Origin of the sequence: Paracoccus marinaquae, assembly GCF_018860165.1 — a bacterium.
GTDB classification, from domain to species: Bacteria; Pseudomonadota; Alphaproteobacteria; order Rhodobacterales; family Rhodobacteraceae; genus Paracoccus; species Paracoccus marinaquae.
The window spans coordinates 23,479-39,809 of the sequence record NZ_JAHKNG010000019.1; the positions used below are offsets into that span (position 1 = coordinate 23,479).

The 16,331-nt window shown below is 68.2% G+C and carries 11 protein-coding genes; 2 read left to right on the plus strand and 9 right to left on the minus strand.

What is annotated here, in order from left to right:
* The first annotated feature begins 67 nt into the window (after positions 1–67).
* Positions 68–3,175, plus strand: coding sequence for a valine--tRNA ligase (locus KNW02_RS11850; RefSeq protein ID WP_216033483.1), 3,108 nt, complete (start codon positions 68–70; stop codon positions 3,173–3,175).
* Between the two features lie 175 nt (positions 3,176–3,350).
* Here KNW02_RS11850 and KNW02_RS11855 read toward each other — a convergent pair whose 3' ends face one another.
* The 6 genes from KNW02_RS11855 to clpS all read right to left on the minus strand — a co-directional run bounded on the left by KNW02_RS11855 (position 3,351) and on the right by clpS (position 11,433).
* Complete coding sequence (locus KNW02_RS11855) at positions 3,351–4,451, minus strand: pyridoxal phosphate-dependent aminotransferase (RefSeq protein ID WP_216033484.1); 1,101 nt, start codon at positions 4,449–4,451, stop codon at positions 3,351–3,353.
* 219 nt (positions 4,452–4,670) lie between these two features.
* Positions 4,671–7,802 (minus strand): efflux RND transporter permease subunit, encoded by a 3,132-nt coding sequence (locus KNW02_RS11860; RefSeq protein ID WP_216033485.1) that lies wholly within the window; start codon positions 7,800–7,802, stop codon positions 4,671–4,673.
* Between the two features lie 42 nt (positions 7,803–7,844).
* The gene (locus KNW02_RS11865; RefSeq protein ID WP_216033486.1) at positions 7,845–9,014 is read right to left on the minus strand and encodes an efflux RND transporter periplasmic adaptor subunit; all 1,170 of its coding nucleotides are present in this window, start codon (positions 9,012–9,014) and stop codon (positions 7,845–7,847) included.
* Positions 9,015–9,300: 286 nt separating this feature from the next.
* On the minus strand, positions 9,301–10,107 hold the full coding sequence (locus KNW02_RS11870; protein WP_216033487.1) for an SDR family NAD(P)-dependent oxidoreductase: 807 nt from the start codon (positions 10,105–10,107) through the stop codon (positions 9,301–9,303).
* Complete coding sequence (locus KNW02_RS11875; RefSeq protein ID WP_216033488.1) at positions 10,104–11,111, minus strand: class I SAM-dependent methyltransferase; 1,008 nt, start codon at positions 11,109–11,111, stop codon at positions 10,104–10,106. The genes KNW02_RS11870 and KNW02_RS11875 overlap by 4 nt, the downstream gene beginning before the upstream one ends.
* Before the next feature lie 4 nt (positions 11,112–11,115).
* Positions 11,116–11,433: an ATP-dependent Clp protease adapter ClpS gene (gene clpS, locus KNW02_RS11880; RefSeq protein ID WP_252733766.1), complete on the minus strand. Its 318-nt coding sequence runs from the start codon at positions 11,431–11,433 to the stop codon at positions 11,116–11,118.
* Positions 11,434–11,689: 256 nt separating this feature from the next.
* On the opposite strand from clpS, the gene KNW02_RS11885 reads away from it, so the two are divergent.
* Complete coding sequence (locus KNW02_RS11885; protein WP_348524720.1) at positions 11,690–13,363, plus strand: serine hydrolase; 1,674 nt, start codon at positions 11,690–11,692, stop codon at positions 13,361–13,363.
* A 123-nt stretch (positions 13,364–13,486) separates the two neighbouring features.
* Here the strand turns inward: KNW02_RS11885 and ccoS are convergent, their stop codons facing one another.
* The 3 genes from ccoS to KNW02_RS11900 are packed head-to-tail and all read right to left on the minus strand — an operon-like array spanning position 13,487 to position 16,327.
* Positions 13,487–13,648, minus strand: coding sequence for a cbb3-type cytochrome oxidase assembly protein CcoS (gene ccoS, locus KNW02_RS11890; RefSeq protein ID WP_216033490.1), 162 nt, complete (start codon positions 13,646–13,648; stop codon positions 13,487–13,489).
* 11 nt (positions 13,649–13,659) lie between these two features.
* Complete coding sequence (locus KNW02_RS11895) at positions 13,660–15,861, minus strand: heavy metal translocating P-type ATPase (protein ID WP_216033491.1); 2,202 nt, start codon at positions 15,859–15,861, stop codon at positions 13,660–13,662.
* A gap of 1 nt (position 15,862) precedes the next feature.
* On the minus strand, positions 15,863–16,327 hold the full coding sequence (locus KNW02_RS11900; protein WP_216033492.1) for a FixH family protein: 465 nt from the start codon (positions 16,325–16,327) through the stop codon (positions 15,863–15,865).
* Positions 16,328–16,331 lie beyond the last annotated feature (4 nt).

The following is a 16,331-nucleotide window of genomic DNA, read 5'->3' on the forward strand; positions in this document are numbered from 1 at the left end:
GGGAACAGCATGTCTTGGCCTTTTCGCCGCGCTTCGCTAAGCCATCCTCAAGCAAGAGGGCCGCCAGATGACGATGGACAAGAGTTTCGACGCCGCAACCGCCGAGGCGCGGATCGCCGCTGAATGGGAAAGGCGGAATGCCTTCGCCGCCGGGGCCAATGCCTCGCGCGCCGAGACCTTCACGGTGATGATCCCGCCCCCCAACGTGACCGGCAGCCTGCATATCGGCCACGCCTTCAACAACACGCTGCAGGACATCCTTGTCCGCTGGCACCGGATGCGCGGATTTGACACACTCTGGCAGCCCGGTCAGGACCATGCCGGCATCGCCACGCAGATGGTCGTCGAACGCCGCATGGCCGAACGGCAGGAGCCGGGCCGGCGCGACATCGGGCGCGCGGCCTTCACCGAAAAGGTCTGGGCCTGGAAGCAGGAATCCGGCGACACCATCATCAACCAGCTGAAGCGCCTCGGCGCCAGTTGCGACTGGTCGCGCAACGCCTTCACCATGTCCGGCGCGCCGGGGGCGCCCGCGGGCGAGGAAGGCAACTTCCACGACGCGGTGATCCGGGTCTTCGTGGACCTATACAACAAGGGCATCATCTATCGCGGCAAGCGGCTGGTGAACTGGGATCCGCGCTTCGAGACCGCAATCAGCGATCTGGAGGTCGAGAACCGCGAGGTTCCCGGCCATATGTGGCATTTCAAGTACCCGCTGGCCGCCAATCCTGAAACTGGCGAACGCGAAACCTATGAATATGTCGAGCGCGACGAGGACGGCAACGTCACCCTGCGCGAGACCCGCGACTATATCAGCATCGCCACGACCCGGCCCGAAACCATGCTGGGCGACGGCGCGGTGGCGGTGCATCCGGGTGATGCGCGCTACGCCCCGATCGTCGGCAAGCTGTGCGAAATTCCGGTCGGACCAAGGGAACATCGCCGCCTGATCCCGATCATCACCGACGACTACCCCGACCCGGATTTCGGCTCGGGCGCGGTCAAGATCACCGGCGCGCATGACTTCAACGACTATGCTGTGGCCCTGCGCAACGATATCCCGCTTTACGCGCTGATGGATGGCAGGGGCGCGATGCGCGCCGACGGCCTGCCCTACGAGGAAAGCGCCGGCATCGCCACCAGCGCGGCGCAGGGCGAGGATGTCGGCGATGTCTCGAACGTCAACCTGGTGCCCGAGCATCTGCGCGGGCTGGACCGCTATGGGGCCCGCCAGAAGGTGATCGAGGAGATCACCGCAGAAGGGCTGGCCGTCACCTATCTGCACAAGGAGATCGACCGCGAGACCGGCGCCGAGCATCTGGAACGGCGCCCGGTCGTCGATCACAAGCCGATCATGCAGCCCTTCGGCGACCGCTCGGGCGTGGTGATCGAGCCGATGCTGACCGATCAGTGGTTCGTCGATACGGCCCGCATCGTCGGCCCGGCGCTGGCGGCGGTGCGCGACGGCCGCACCCGCATCCTGCCCGAGCAGCACCGCAAGGTCTATTTCAACTGGCTTGAGAATATCGAGCCTTGGACCATCAGCCGGCAGCTGTGGTGGGGCCATCAGATCCCGGTCTGGTACGGGCTTGACCTGTCGCTGGAAGGCCAGGTCGATGACGACCATGACGGCGCGCTGGACGAGGTCGAGATCTTCGCGCTGCTGGAGGAAGGGCTGGTCCATCGCGACCAGATCCACCGCGCCGCGCCGAATTTCCCCGAGGTGGTCGAGCAGTTCCGCGACGCCATCGCCGGGCTGCCGCAGCCGCTGGAAATCAGCCGCATCATCGAGGTCGCGGATCGCGAGGCCGCAATCGACGCCTTCACGCAGGCGCTGGCCGATTACAACCTGACCCAGGACCCGACCAGGCTGGTCTATCCGGTCTGGCGCGACCCGGACGTGCTGGATACCTGGTTTTCCTCGGGCCTCTGGCCCATCGGCACGCTGGGCTGGCCCGAGCCGACCGATGAAATGCACAAGTATTTCCCGACCGATGTGCTGGTCACCGGCTTCGACATCATCTTCTTCTGGGTCGCCCGGATGATGATGATGCAGCTTGAAGTGACGGGCGACGTGCCCTTCCACACGGTCTATGTCCACGGCCTCGTGCGCGACGAAAAGGGCGCGAAGATGTCGAAGTCGAAGGGCAATGTCATCGACCCGCTGACCCTGATCGACGATTTCGGCGCCGATGCGCTGCGGATGACGCTGACCAGCATGGCGGCAATGGGCCGCGATCCGAAGCTGGGCCCGCGCCATGTCGAGGGGTTCCGCAACTTCGTGACCAAGATCTGGAACGCCACCCGTTTTGCCGAGATGAACGGCATCCGCGGCGGCGGCGCCCGGCCCGAGCCGCGCCATACCGTCAACCGCTGGATCATCGGCGAGGTCGCGCGCATCCGCATGGCGACCGACGAGGCGCTGGAAACCTATCGCTTCAACGACGCGGCGAACGGGCTTTACGCCTTTGTCTGGGGCAAGGTCTGCGACTGGTATGTGGAATTCTCGAAGCCCCTGTTCGACGGAGAACATGCCGAAGAAACAAGGGCCACGATGGGCTGGGTTCTGGATCAGTGCTATCTGCTGCTGCATCCGGTCATGCCCTTCGTGACCGAGGAGCTTTGGGCGCTGACCGGCGATCGGGCGAAGATGCTGGTGCATGGCGACTGGCCCGACTGCGGCGCCGAACTGATCGACGCCGAGGCCGACCGGCAGATGAACTGGGTGATCGCGCTGATCGAGGCGATCCGCTCGGCCCGGGCGCAGATGGGCGTGCCGGCGGGGGCAAGGCTCGATCTGCTGGTAACCGAGGCCGATCCGGCCGCGCAGGCGGCGCTGGCCGCGAATGGCCCCCTGATCGAGCGTCTGGCGCGGGTGAACACACCGCGCGACGGCGCCGCGGGCAAGGGCATGATCGCGGTCGCGGCGCAGGGGGCAAGCCTTGCCCTGCCGATCGGCGATGTCATTGATGTTGCCTCGGAAACTGCGCGACTGCAGAAGTCCTTGGCAAAGTCCGAGAAGGATGCCGAGGGGTTGCGCAGGCGTCTGCAGAACCCGCGCTTCGTCGAGAATGCCGAGGCCGAGGTGATCGAGGAAACCCGCGACAAGTTGGCGGCGCTGGATGACGATATCGCCCGGCTGAAGGTCGCGCTGGCGCAGCTGGCGGCGATGTGAGACGGCTTCTGCCGGGGTGCCGGCGGCGCGGGCGGGTGCCTCCGGCGGGGATATTTGAGTGAAGAAGAAGCCGGGCGCGGCCCTGTCGTGGTGACGGTTCGGCAGCCGCACCGGGCGGGCACGGCGCGTGCACCGGATGTGCACAGCGCGTACACGGCTTGCGCGCGTTGCGCGGTCAGAGCCGGCGCAACACCTGCGGCAGGGTCCGGGCAAGAAGGTCAAGCTCGGGTTCCGGGCCGCAGCTGATGCGGATGCAGCGGTCGAGCGGCGCCACGCCGGGCATGCGGATGAAGATGCCGTCCTCCTCGAGAGCCGCGACGAGGCGGCGGGCGAAGCCGCCGTCGCGGCCGGTATCGACGGCGACGAAATTGGTCGCCGAGGGCAGCGCCGCCATGCCGTTCCCGGTCGCGATCCCGGCGATGCGGTTGCGGGCGGCGGCGACGTGGCCCTGGACCTGCGCCAGCCAGTCGCCATCCGCCAATGCGGCCAGCGCGCCCGCCTGCGCCACGCGGTTGACGCCGAAATGGTTGCGGATCCGTTCGAACCCCGCGATCAGCTCGGGATGGCCGATGGCATAGCCGATGCGCGCGCCGGCCATGCCGTAAGCCTTGGAGAAGGTCCGCATGCGGATCACCCGCGAGTCATCGGCGGCGATCCGCGGCACGGCGCCGGCGGGGGCGAATTCGGCATAGGCCTCGTCCAGCACCAGCAGGCAGCCGGGGGGCAGGTCAGCCAGCATCGCCTCGATCACCCGGCCCTCGTGCCAGCTGCCCATCGGGTTGTCGGGATTGGCCAGATACAGGAGCCGCGCGCCGACCTCATGGGCGCGCGCGATCAGCGCCGCGGGATCCTCGGCATCGTCGCGATAGGGCACCTTGTGCAGCACGCCGCCGAAGCCCGCGACATGGTAGTTGAAGGTCGGATAGGCGCCCTCGGAGGTCACCACCGCGTCGCCAGGGGCCACCATCAGCCGCACCAGGAGCCCCAGAAGCCCGTCGATCCCCTCGCCCACCACCAGCGCCCCGGCCGGCACCGACAGATGCGCCGACAGCGCCTGCAGCAGATCGAAGCTGGTCGAGTCGCCATATTGCCAGATCCCGGCAATGGCCGCGCGCATCGCCGCGACCGCCCGCGGGCTGGGGCCGAAGCCGTTCTCGTTCGCGCCAAGGCGCGCGGCGAAGGGCCGCCCGCGCCGGCGCTGCAATGTCTCGGGGCCGATGAAGGGCACGGTGGCGGGCAGGCCCGCCGGAATCGGGGCAAAGCGCGGGGGTGTCATGGCACAGGCTTGTCCGATTTCCGCCCGCACCGCAAGCGGGCAGCGGGTTGGTGACCTTGCCCCGTGATCCGCGACCGGGAATTAATTCACTCTCGGGACAGAGGATCCATCATGAGCGAGGGGTCCGGCATTTTTTCGAGACAGGTCCAGGCGACGACAGCACCGGATTGCCGCCGCCATGGCAGATCGAAAAACCCGCCTTCATGCGCAACTGTAATGTTAACCGACCGCGGCCGGCAACGGCGCCTCGACCTCTTCGAACTTGTCGCCGCGCCCCAGAAGCCGGCGCATCAGGACATAGAACAGCGGCGCGAACAGGATGCCGAGGGCCGTCGCCGCCAGCGTTCCGCCGAGCACCGTCGCACCGATGGCGTTGCGGCCGTTGGCCCCCGCGCCGGTGGACAGCACCAGGGGCAGCACGCCCAGCGAGAAGGCGATCGAGGTCATGATGATCGGGCGGAACCGCTGCCGCGCGGCCTCGACCACGGCGTTGAAGAGCGGCATGCCATGCTGCGACTGCTCGCGTGCGAATTCGACGATCAGGATGGCGTTCTTGCCGGTCAGGCCGATGACCGTCAGCAGCCCGACCTGGAAGAACACGCCATTGTCGAACTGCCCGGCCCAGGCCCCGGCCAGCGCGCCGAGGACGCCGATGGGCATGACCAGGATCACCGCGAAAGGGATCGACCAGCTTTCATAGAGCGCCGCCAGACACAGGAACACCGCGGCCAGCGACAGCGCATAAAGCAGGGTGGTCTGGTCGCCGGATTCCTGCTCTTCCGCCGAAAGCCCGGTCCAGGCGACCGCGAAGCCGCCGGGGATCTGGGCCACCAGCCGCTCGACCTCGGCCATGGCCTCGCCGGAACTGACGCCGGGCGCGGGGCTGCCCTGGATCTGCATCGCCGGAACCCCGTTATAGCGGTTCAGACCCTGCGGCCCGAAGGTCCATTCCCCTTCGGCGAAGTTCGAGAAGGGAACCAGCCCGCCACCGGAATTGCGCACGCGCCACTTGTCAAGATCGCTGGGGCCGGCACGGGATTCGGCCTCGCCCTGGACATAGACCCGCTTGATGCGGCCGCGATCGACGAAGTCGTTCACATAGGCCCCGGTCCAGGCGACCTGCAGCAGGTTGGCGACATCGGTGGCGGTCACGCCCATGGCGCCGGCCTTGCGCCAGTCGATGTCCAGCCGGTATTGCGCCGCATCCTCCAGACCCGAGGGCCGAACCTGCGCGATCATCGGGCTTTGCGTCGCCATGCCCAGAACCTGGTTGCGCGCCTCCAGCAACTGCTCGTGCGACTGGCCGCCGCGCGCCTGCAGATAGAAGTCGAAGCCCGAGACGTTGCCGAGTTCGATCACCGCCGGCGGCACGATCGGGAAGACCATGGCATCGCGGATCTGCATCATGGCCGGGAAGGCGCGGCCGGCAACGGCCTGCACCGATTGCGCGGGATCGGGCCGCTGGCTCCAGTCCTTCATCCGGACGAAGGCCATGCCGACATTCTGCCCCTGCCCCATGAAGCTGAAGCCCGAGACCGCGAACATGGATTCGACCGAATCCGCCTCCTGCGTCATGAAGTAGTCCTCGACTTGGTCCAGCACGGCCGAGGTGCGGTCGCGCGTGGCCCCGGTCGGGGCGTTCACCAGCACGAACATGATGCCCTGATCCTCGTCGGGCAGGAAACCCTCGGGCGTGCGGATGAACAGCAGCACCATGACGGCGGCCAGCCCGGCATAGACCAGCAGCATCCGCAGCGGACGGCGGACCATCCAGCCGACGGCGCTCGTATAGCCGCGCGTCGTGCCGTCAAAGCCGCGGTTGAACAGCCCGAAAAGGCCGCGGCGCGGGCCATGAGCCGGTTTCAGCAGCGAGGCGCAGAGCGCCGGGGTCAGCGTCAGCGCCACCACCACCGACAGGCCCATGGCCGAGACGATGGTGATCGCGAACTGCTGGTAGATCACCCCGGTCGAGCCGCCGAAGAAGGCCATCGGCACGAACACCGCCGACAGCACCAGCGCGATGCCGACCAGCGCGCCGGTGATCTGGCCCATCGACTTGCGCGTCGCCTCGCGCGGCGACAGCCCCTCTTCCTCCATGATCCGCTCGACGTTCTCGACGACGACGATGGCGTCATCGACCAGCAGGCCGATGGCCAGCACCATGGCCAGCATGGTCAGCGTGTTGATGGTAAAGCCGAGGGCCGCCATGATCCCGAAGGTGCCCAGCAGCACGATCGGCACCGCCAGCGTCGGGATCAGCGTCGCCCGCCAGCTTTGCAGGAAGATATACATGACGATGAAGACTAGCACGATGGCTTCGATCAGCGTCTTCACCACTTCCTCGATCGAGATCTCGACGAAGGGCGTGGTGTCGAAGGGAATGACGTAATCGACGCCTTCGGGGAAGAACTGCGCGAATTCCTCCATCCGGGCCTTGACCCGCTCGGCCGTGTCCAGCGCGTTGGCGCCCGGCGCGAGGCTGATCGCCATCCCCGAGGAGGGGCGTCCGTTATAGGTCGCCTCGGCCGAGTAATCCTCGGCTCCGACCTCGACCCGCGCCACGTCCTGCAACAGCACCAGCCCGCCATTCTCTTCGGCCCGCAGCACGATCTGGCGGAAATCCTCGGGCGTGGTCAGCAGCGATTGCGCCGTGACCGTGGCGTTCAGCTGCTGGCCCGCGACCGCCGGCTGATCGCCGAAGGCGCCGGCCGAGATCTGCGTGTTCTGCGCCGAGACCGCGGCGACGACATCGCCCGGCGTGATCTCGTAACCGGCCAGCTTCGAGGGGTCCAGCCAGATCCGCATGGCGTATTTCGCCCCGAAGACCTGAACGCTGCCGACGCCCTCGATCCGGCTCAGGTCGTCGACCAGGGTGGTGACCAGATAGTCCGAAAGGTCGGTCTGGTCGTAGTTCTCGTCCCCGATCAGGCCGATCACCATCAGGAAGCCCGAGGCCGATTTCTGCACCGTCACCCCCTGCCGCTGCACCGGTTCGGGCAGAAGCGGCGTCGCCTGGGACAGCTTGTTCTGCACCTGCACCTGCGCGATATCGGCATCGGTGCCGGTCTCGAAGGTCAGCGTCGTCGAGGAACTGCCCGACGAGCTTGAACTCGAGGACATGTAGCGCAGGCCGTCCAGCCCGGTCATCTGCTGTTCGATGACCTGGGTCACGGTATTGGCGATGGTTTCGGCCGACGCACCCGGATAGTCGGCCCGGATCGACACCGAGGGCGGGGCGATCTCGGGATATTGCGCGATCGGCAGCGACCGGATCGACAGCACACCGATCCCCATGATGATGATCGAGATCACCCAGGCGAAAACCGGGCGGTCGATGAAGAAACGGGCCATGGATGATCCCTCGTTGCTCGGGTCCGGACTGTCGGTCCTGGGTCAGTTGCTTGCAGGTTCGGCGGTCGCCGCGGATTGCTCGGCCGCCTCGGCGCGCTCTTCGGGCGCGACGGTCATGCCGACGCCGATCTTCTGAAGTCCGGCGACGATGATCCGGTCGCCATCGGCCAGCCCGTCGCGCACGACCCAGCGATTGCCGCGATCCTGCACGATGTCCAGCAGCCGTTCCTCGACAACGTTTCCGTCATTGACGACAAGGGCGACCGGGCGGCCGCGCCGGTCGCGGCTGACCCCCTCCTGCGGCGCCAGGATCACGCCTTTCAGCTGCGCCTGCGGAATATCGGCCAGCACATACATGCCCGGCAGCAATACCCCGTCGGGATTGGCGAATTCCATCCTGAGCGTGATGACGCCCGTCGTCTCGTCCACATGCGGCTCGGCCCCGGTCAGCGAGCCGGAATGCTCGTAGATCGAGCCATCGGCCAGGCGCAGCGTCACCGTGCGGTCAGTCCCGGCCGGCAGGGCCGCAGCCGCGCCCTGGCGCTGCCAGCGGATGATCTCGGCGGCAGACTGCGTCACGTCCACCCGCACCGGGTCGATCTTGCGGATCACCGCCAGCGGGCTGGCCTGACCCGCCGTGACCAGAGCCCCCTGGCTGGTCAGCGCCAGACCGATCTCGCCGCCGATGGGGGCGGTGACGGTGGTCCGGTCGAGGTCGATCTGGGCGGCCTGCAACCGCGCCTCGGCGGCCTTCACGGCCGCCAGCGCCGCATCGCGCGCGGCGATGGCACTGTCCTGCGTCTGTTCGCTGGCCACGCGCCGGTCAAGAAGCGCCGCGGCGCGGTCAGCCTCGCGGCTGGCCGCATCGGCCTGTGCCCGGGCCTGCGCCAGCGCGGCATCCGCCTGCGCCAGCGCCGCCTCATAGGTGCGCGGGTCGATCCGGTAGAGCGGCTCGCCCTCCTCGACCGCGCTGCCCTCGTCGAACAGCCTTTCGGTGATGATGCCGCCGACCTGGGGGCGAAGCTCGGCCTCGGCCGAGGCCACGACGCGCCCCGGCAGACTGACGGTCAGCGTCGCATCCTCGGCCCGCAAGGTGACCACGGTCACGGCGGGCGGCGGCGCCTCGCCAGCCTGCTGCGCCGAAACCGGCTGGACGAACAGGGGGGCGACCAGCAGCGCGGTCATCACAGGAATTCGGATCAGCGAGGTCATGCTGTCAGGTCCGCTTCTTGGGGAAGGTTCTCGGTTAAAGGTGATGCCGACGCAGCCCCTGCGTCACAACACCGCGACCACGCTATCGCGCCGCGCGACCAGTGGCAACCTGCCTTGATTCAGAGGCATCCGGGGCTTCCTCTGGCCCTGCCCGGCCAATGCGGACCTGCACCGCCCCAGTCGGGGCACCGATTTCAGCCACAATGACGTTTATGTATGAGATAAAAATATTATATATATATAATAATTAGTTATACGAAAATCCTGCGGCGACGCCAAGCGCGGCTCAGAGGACCTGAGCCGCCACCGGATCGGCAAGGCTGCGCCCGCCATCCACGGTGATGATCTGGCCGGTCACGAAACGCGCACCTTCGCTGACGAGATAGTGAACAGTGTCGGTCAACTCGTCCGCGGCTGCGATCCGGCCAAGCGGCGTGCCGGCAATGATCTTGTCGCGAAGCCCGGCATCTTCCTTCAGCGCGCATTGCAGCTCGTGCGACATGACGCTGCTGAAGCTGACGCCGTTGACCCGGATGTTGTGCGGCGCCAGCGCCAGCGCCAGCCCGCGCGTGGCCTGTTCCTGCGCCGCGCAGGCGATGGAATAGCCCAGCATCGCCGGAACCGGACGACAGGCCGCCAGCGTCGAGACGTTCACGATCGCGCCGGCCTGCACCAGATCGGTCTGCCCCTGGGCCTGCCGGATCATCCGCTTGGCGACCATCTGCGACAGGCGCAGGCCGGCAACCATGTTCTGGCGCAGCATCTCTTCCAGAACGCCGGGGTCGGTATCCAGCGGATCGGAATCCTTCACGAAGCGATGCGCGTTGACGAGGATGTCGATCCTCTCGAATGCATCAAGCGTGGCGGAGATCATGTTGGCCATCGCCAGCTTCTCGGAAATGTCGCCGGCGAATTTCAGCACCTGCGAGCGGTCGTCGCCCCATTCCGCGAGGGCCGCGTCCAGCGCCCCCTCGTCGGCACCGGCAAACATGACGTTCGCGTCGCGCTCGACGAAATGCCGGGCGATGGCCAGGCCGATGCCGCGCCCGGCGCCGGTCACGATGGCGGTCTTTCCCTGGATGGACAGGCTCATCCGCGGCCTCCTTTTCGGATCGCGCCCCGGCCCGCGCCGCTGGCCTCGATGATCTTGTAGCGGCTGTCGCCGCCGATTTCGGCGACCTGCGCGAAATGGCCCGCCAGCACGGTTTCGTAGGGAAGATGGCGATTGGCGACCATCCACAGCCGACCGGCGCCGGTCAGCAGCCGTGCCGCGGTCGCGATGAAGGCCGCGCCCAGCTTCGGATCGGCCCGGCGCCCCTCATGAAAGGGCGGGTTCATGATCACCCCATTGACCGGTTCGGGCAGCGCGAAATCGCGGGCATCGGCCCAGTGAAAGCGCGCGCGCGGATCGGTGATGTTCTCGCGCGCCGATTCCAGCGCCTCGTGACCGGCCTCGACCAGATGCATCACCTCGACACCGGGATGGCTCAGGGCCTGCGCCGCCAGCCAGCCCCAGCCCGCGCCCAGATCGACCATCCGGGCCGGCAGCCGCTCGGGCAGATGCCGCGCCAGCAAGGCCGAGCCGGGATCGATCCCGTCGGCCGAGAACACCCCGGGACGGGTGACGAAGCCCGGCGCGGCCTCGTGCGCCTGCGCCGCCCAGTCCGTGGGCAGCCAGTCCCCCTCGGGCAGCGTGACGCGGAAGATCTTGCCATGCGCCTTGCTGTGCACCTCATCGATCGGGGCAAGGCTCCGCAGATCCTTCAGCATCGAGTCGACGCCATCGGTCTTCTGCCCGTCGATCCACAGCGCCGCCCCCGGCGCCAGCCGCGCCGCGGCATCGGCGATCCGTGCCCGCGCCTCGGGCTTGGCGCGCGGCAGCACGACCAGCGCCGTGTCGAACCCGCCCTCGACCCTCGGCGCGACCTGAAAGCCGCGGGCGGTGAGGGCGCGGTGATCGGGAAACTGGCCCTGCTGAATCACCGTCATGGCCGGAACCAGCGGCAGCAGGTCATCGCCCGCAAGCGCACCGACGATCAGAAGACGGCCCTCGGGCTGGCCGTCGGGGAAGGCCAGCGCTAGTCTCGATGCGGACACGGGGCTACTCTTTTTCCATGGTGCATTGCAGCGGATGCTGCTGGCGCCGCGCAAGTTCCATCACCTGCGCGACCTTGGTTTCGGCGACCTCGTGCGAAAAGACCCCGACCACCGCGACGCCCTTGCGGTGCACGGTCAGCATGATCTCGATCGCCTGCGCATGCGACATGCCGAACAGCCGCTCGAGCACATGCACGACAAACTCCATGGGCGTGAAGTCGTCGTTCAGCATCAACACCTTGTACATCGGTGGACGCTGCGGCCGGGTATGCGTCTTTACGGCCAGATCCGACTTTTCGTCGGGCTTGTCGTGATCGGTCATCCAATGCGTCATCGGGTCTCGGGCCTGGCCTGCCGGGGCGGGCGACTACGGTTCGTGCCGCAATTCCTGCGACCGCTGCAAAGCGGAAATATAGTCGATTCTTGCCTGGATGAAAGCCCCGCCGAAGATCGCGGTCAGCGCGGTGAAATAAGTCAAATGCCCGGTTACATGCGAAAACGTCCCGTGCTATTATCCACTTATTAAGGACGGGTGCGCGATAAATGATGCGCCCGCACGAGGCAGAGAGACCGCGACAGTGACCCGATTTTCCCAGACAGCCCGGCTGTGGGCGTTTATCCTGTTGGCCGCTCTGGCGCCCGCAGGCCTGTCGGCTGCCCCCTTCGCCGCCTATGTGATGGACGCGCGAACCGGCCAGCCGATCTACAAGCAGAATGCGGATACCAAGCTGCATCCTGCTTCGCTGACCAAGATGATGACACTCTACATGGCCTTCACGGCCATCGAGCGGGGGCAGGTCCGGCTGGATTCGAGGTTCCCGATCTCGTCCAATGCCGCGGCCGAGCCGCCCTCGAAGCTGGGCCTGCGCGCCGGGCAAAGCATCGAGCTGCGCTATCTGATCCGGGCGGCGGCGATCAAGTCGGCCAACGACGCCGCAACCGCGATCGGCGAGGGGCTGGCGGGATCCGAGCCTGCCTTTGCCCAGCAGATGACCGCCATGGCGCGGGCACTGGGCATGCGCAACACGCAGTTCCGCAACGCGAACGGGCTGACACAGGACGGGCACTATTCGACGGCCCATGACATGACCATCCTAGGGCGCCGCCTGTTCTATGATTTCCCGCAATATTACAACCTGTTCTCGCGCCGCGAGGCGGATGCCGGCATCGCCAAGGTTTCCTCGACCAACAAGCGGTTTCTGGACAACTATCCGGGCGCCGACGGCATCAAGACCGGCTATACCCGCGCGGCGGGCTTCAACCTGACCGCCTCGGCCCAGCGGGGTCGGAAGCGGCTGGTCGCCACCGTTTTCGGCGGCACCTCGACCGCGCAGCGCAACCAGGTCATGGCGCAGCTTCTGGATGCGGGCTTCAGCCGCGTGCCCAGCCGCGCCCGCGAGGTGCGCCCGGAACCGCCGCAGCTTCTGGCACAGAAGGTGGTGCGGCGCGCCAAGGTCGAGCCGACGCCGGCGGCGACACAACCGAAGACGCTGGTTCTGGCCGCGTCCGAGCCGCCCACGCGGGCGCAGCGCGCCTCGACCGCCGCCGTGGCATCTGCCGCCAACCCGCGCGATCCGCTGGCCGACGCGGTCCGGCAGGCCCAGGCGGCGCCGCTTTCGGCCAGCGCGCTGCGACTGACCTCAAGCGCGCGGCCGAGCCTGCGCCCAGCGGCCCGTGGCGGCGCGGTCGAACAGGCCATCGCCAGCGCCGTGGAAACGATCGCACCGGCCGCGCAGTCGGCCAGCCTCGCGGCGCCGGTGCTGGCGGCCTCGTCGCGCCCGCTGCCCGCGCCACGTTCCCGTGCCGGGCAGGCCAGCACCGCCTCCGTCGCGCAAGCCGGCACTGACAGCGCCGATGCCATCGCGGCGGCGGTTGCCGAGGCCAATACCGGATCGCTGTCCCTGCTGGCCTCGCCCGCGCCGAAGCCGCGCTCAGACACCGTGATCCTCGCCGCGATGGGCGAAGGCGATATCTCGAACCCCGAGGCGCTGGAGATCGTGTCGCGACCGGGCGGCAGCGGCCGCAACTGGGGCGTGTCGCTGGGGCTCTATCGCTCGCAGGTCGAGGCGAACAAGCTGCTGCTGCGGACCGCGCTGCAGGACGGCACGGTGCTTGGCGGCGCGCAACGCCATGTCGCCGATACCAAGCGCGGCTTCGAGGCGAATTTCGTCAACCTCACCAGGGCCGATGCGCAGCTTGCCTGCGAGCGGCTGCAGGCGCGCGCCCAGACCTGCACGGTCACCGGCCCCTGAGAACCGCATCTTCGGAAACCGACCAGAACGGGGCGGGACCGCAAGGACCCGCCCCGTTTCCTATCGACCGGGCGTCCCGAATGCCGGACCGGATTGCGATCACCCCGACAGCGCGGGCATGGCTCAGTCCGGGCGCGGATGATCGTCCCATTCATCGCTGAGGATCCGCTCGGCATCGCCCTTGGGATCCTCGAACTGCCGCGAGCGCAGCGCCCAGACGAACGCCACCAGCCCCAGGGCCCCAAGGCCCAGAGAAACCGGAATGAGGATCGTGAGGATTTCCATGTCCGTTCCCTTCAGCGGCGCAGGCGCAGCGCGTTCAGCGTCACCGTGATCGAACTGACCGACATGGCGAGGGCCGCGATCAGCGGCGTCGCAAGGCCGGCCATGGCCACCGGGACGGCGACGATGTTGTAGAGGATCGAGATCGCGAAATTCTCGCGGATGCGGGCGGTGGCACGGCGCGCGGTGACCAGCGCATCGGCCACCGGCGACAGGTCCTGCCCGGTCAGCACCATGTCGCTGGCCACCCGCGCCGCGTCCAGCGCCGAAGCCGGCGAGATCGAGGCATGGGCGCGGGCCAGCGCCGCCGTGTCGTTCAGCCCGTCACCGACCATCAGTACATGCGCCCCCTCGCCGGCCAGCGCCTCGACCGCCGCCGCCTTGCCAAGCGGGTCCACGCCGGCGCGGTATTCGGCGATGCCCAGACGCGCGGCCAGATCGGCGACGGCGGCGGGACGATCGCCCGACAGCAGGATCACCCGCTTGCCATCGGCATGCAGGGCGGCCACGCAATCCTCGGCGCCGGGGCGCAGCCGGTCGGTGAAATCCAGCCGGATCGGTGCCTTCTCCCCGACCGAAAGCCAGGTGGCGCTGCCGGCCCGGCCGGCCTCATCGTCGCGCACCCCCAGCCAGTCGGCGCGGCCCAACCGGACCTCGCGCCCCTGCCAGCGGGCAGAGACGCCATAGCCCGGATGCTCCTGCTGGTCCTGCAGCGGCGCCGGGGCTTCCCCGGCCAGCGCCGCCGCCAGCGCCCGCGACAGGGGATGGGCCGATCCCTCGGCCAGGGCCAGCGCCACCAGGCGCAGTTCCACGGGCAGCCCCTCGGCCGAGACCAGCCGCGGCTGCTCCATGGTCAGGGTTCCAGTCTTGTCGAAAACCACGGTATCGACCTGCGCCAGCCGTTCCAGCGCGGTGCCGTCCTTGATCAGCAGTCCGCGCCGGAACAGCCGCCCGGATGCCGCGGTCGCCACCGCCGGCACCGCCAGCCCGAGGGCGCAGGGACAGGTGATGATCAGCACCGCCGCGGCGATATTGACCGCAAGGCGCAGATCGCCCGTCGCCCAGAGCCAGCCCGAGAAACTGGCCAGCGCCAGCAGATGCACGACCGGCGCATATCCGCGCGAGGCCCGCTCAGCCAGCGAGGTATAGCGCCCGCGCGCCGCCTCGGCCGCCTCGACCAGCGCGGTCAGGCGCGCCAGCGAACTGTCGCGCCCCGCCGCCGTCACCCGCAGGGTCAGCGGCCCGGTCAGGTTCACTTCGCCCGCCGACAGCATCAGCCCCGGCGCCGCGGCCACGGGCAGCGTCTCGCCGGTCAGCAGGGCGCGGTCGATCTCGCTGCGGCCTTCGGTGATCTCGCCATCGGCGGGCACGCGGTTGCCGGGGCGGATGCGGATCAGGTCGCCCGGGCGCAGGCTGGCGACCGGCACCACCTCTTCGGCGCCATCCCGCAGCCGCGTGGCGCGCGGCACCTCGAGCGCGGTCAGTTCGGCCGCGGCGGATCGCGCGATGGCGCGGGTGCGATGGTCGAGGTAGCGGCCGACCAGCAGGAAGAAGCACAGCATCACCGCCGCGTCGAAATAGGCATGCTCGCCCGAGGCGCTGGTCTCGAACAGCGAGATCGCGGTCGCCAGGATCAGCGCCAGCGAGATCGGCACATCCATGCCCAGCCGCCGCGCCTTCAGCGCCGCATAGGCGCTGGAAAAGAAGGGCTGGCCGGCGAAGGCGATGGTCGGCAGGGCGATGGCGGCGCTGATCCAGTGGAACAGGTCGCGGGTCGCGGCCTCGGCCCCCGACCAGACCGCGACCGACAGGATCATGATGTTCATCATCGCAAAGCCCGCGACGCCGATCCGCATCAGCAGGTCGCGGCCCTGCCGGTCGGCGGCGGTGGCGCTCAGTGCCTCGGGGTCCAGTTCATGCGCCTCATAGCCGATCCGGCCCAGGACCGGGATCAGGTCATCGGCGCCCAGTCCCGGCGCATCGACCGTCACCCGCCGCAGCGTCAGGTTCACGCGCGCCGAACGCACCCCGGGCAGCCCGATCAGGGCGCGCTCCACATCCGAGATGCAGGTGGCGCAATGCGCCGTGGGCAGCGACAGGATCAGCGTGCCATCGGCCTGCGCCGCATGGGCCGCGGGATCGGCCAGACGTTCGGCGAGGGGCGCCGCATCGCAGGCAGGACAGGCACTGATCCGGGCAAGGCCGACATCCGTCATGTCACTTCACCACCGAGCCGGCATAATGATCCAGCCGCTGCCGGAACTCGGTCCCGTCCGGGGCGGTGGCAGTGACATGGATGTTCCAGATCCCGGGCTCGAGCACCAGCGGGGCGCGGAACAGCCCGCCCTCGAAGGTGAAATCCGGGCTCAGATCGGCGCGTTCATGCGTCGGCCGGCCGATCGTCGCGGCAAGGCTTTCGACCGGTGCCGGAAGGCCCTCGTCATCGGTCACCGACAGGGTCAGTTCCCGGCCGTCGTAATTCGGCGTGACCGTCCAGCCAAGCGCGTCCTGAGCGGCCCGTTCCCTGTCGAAGCCTTGCGAGGCGACATAGGAATTCTTCACCTCCAGCCCCGGGAAGGTTCCCACCGCCATGAACGCCATGACCAGGTTGACGGCGATGATCACCCCAAAGGCGGCCAGCGTGATCGCCAGCACATGCCGGCCGGTCAGTTCGCGTCGCATTCCG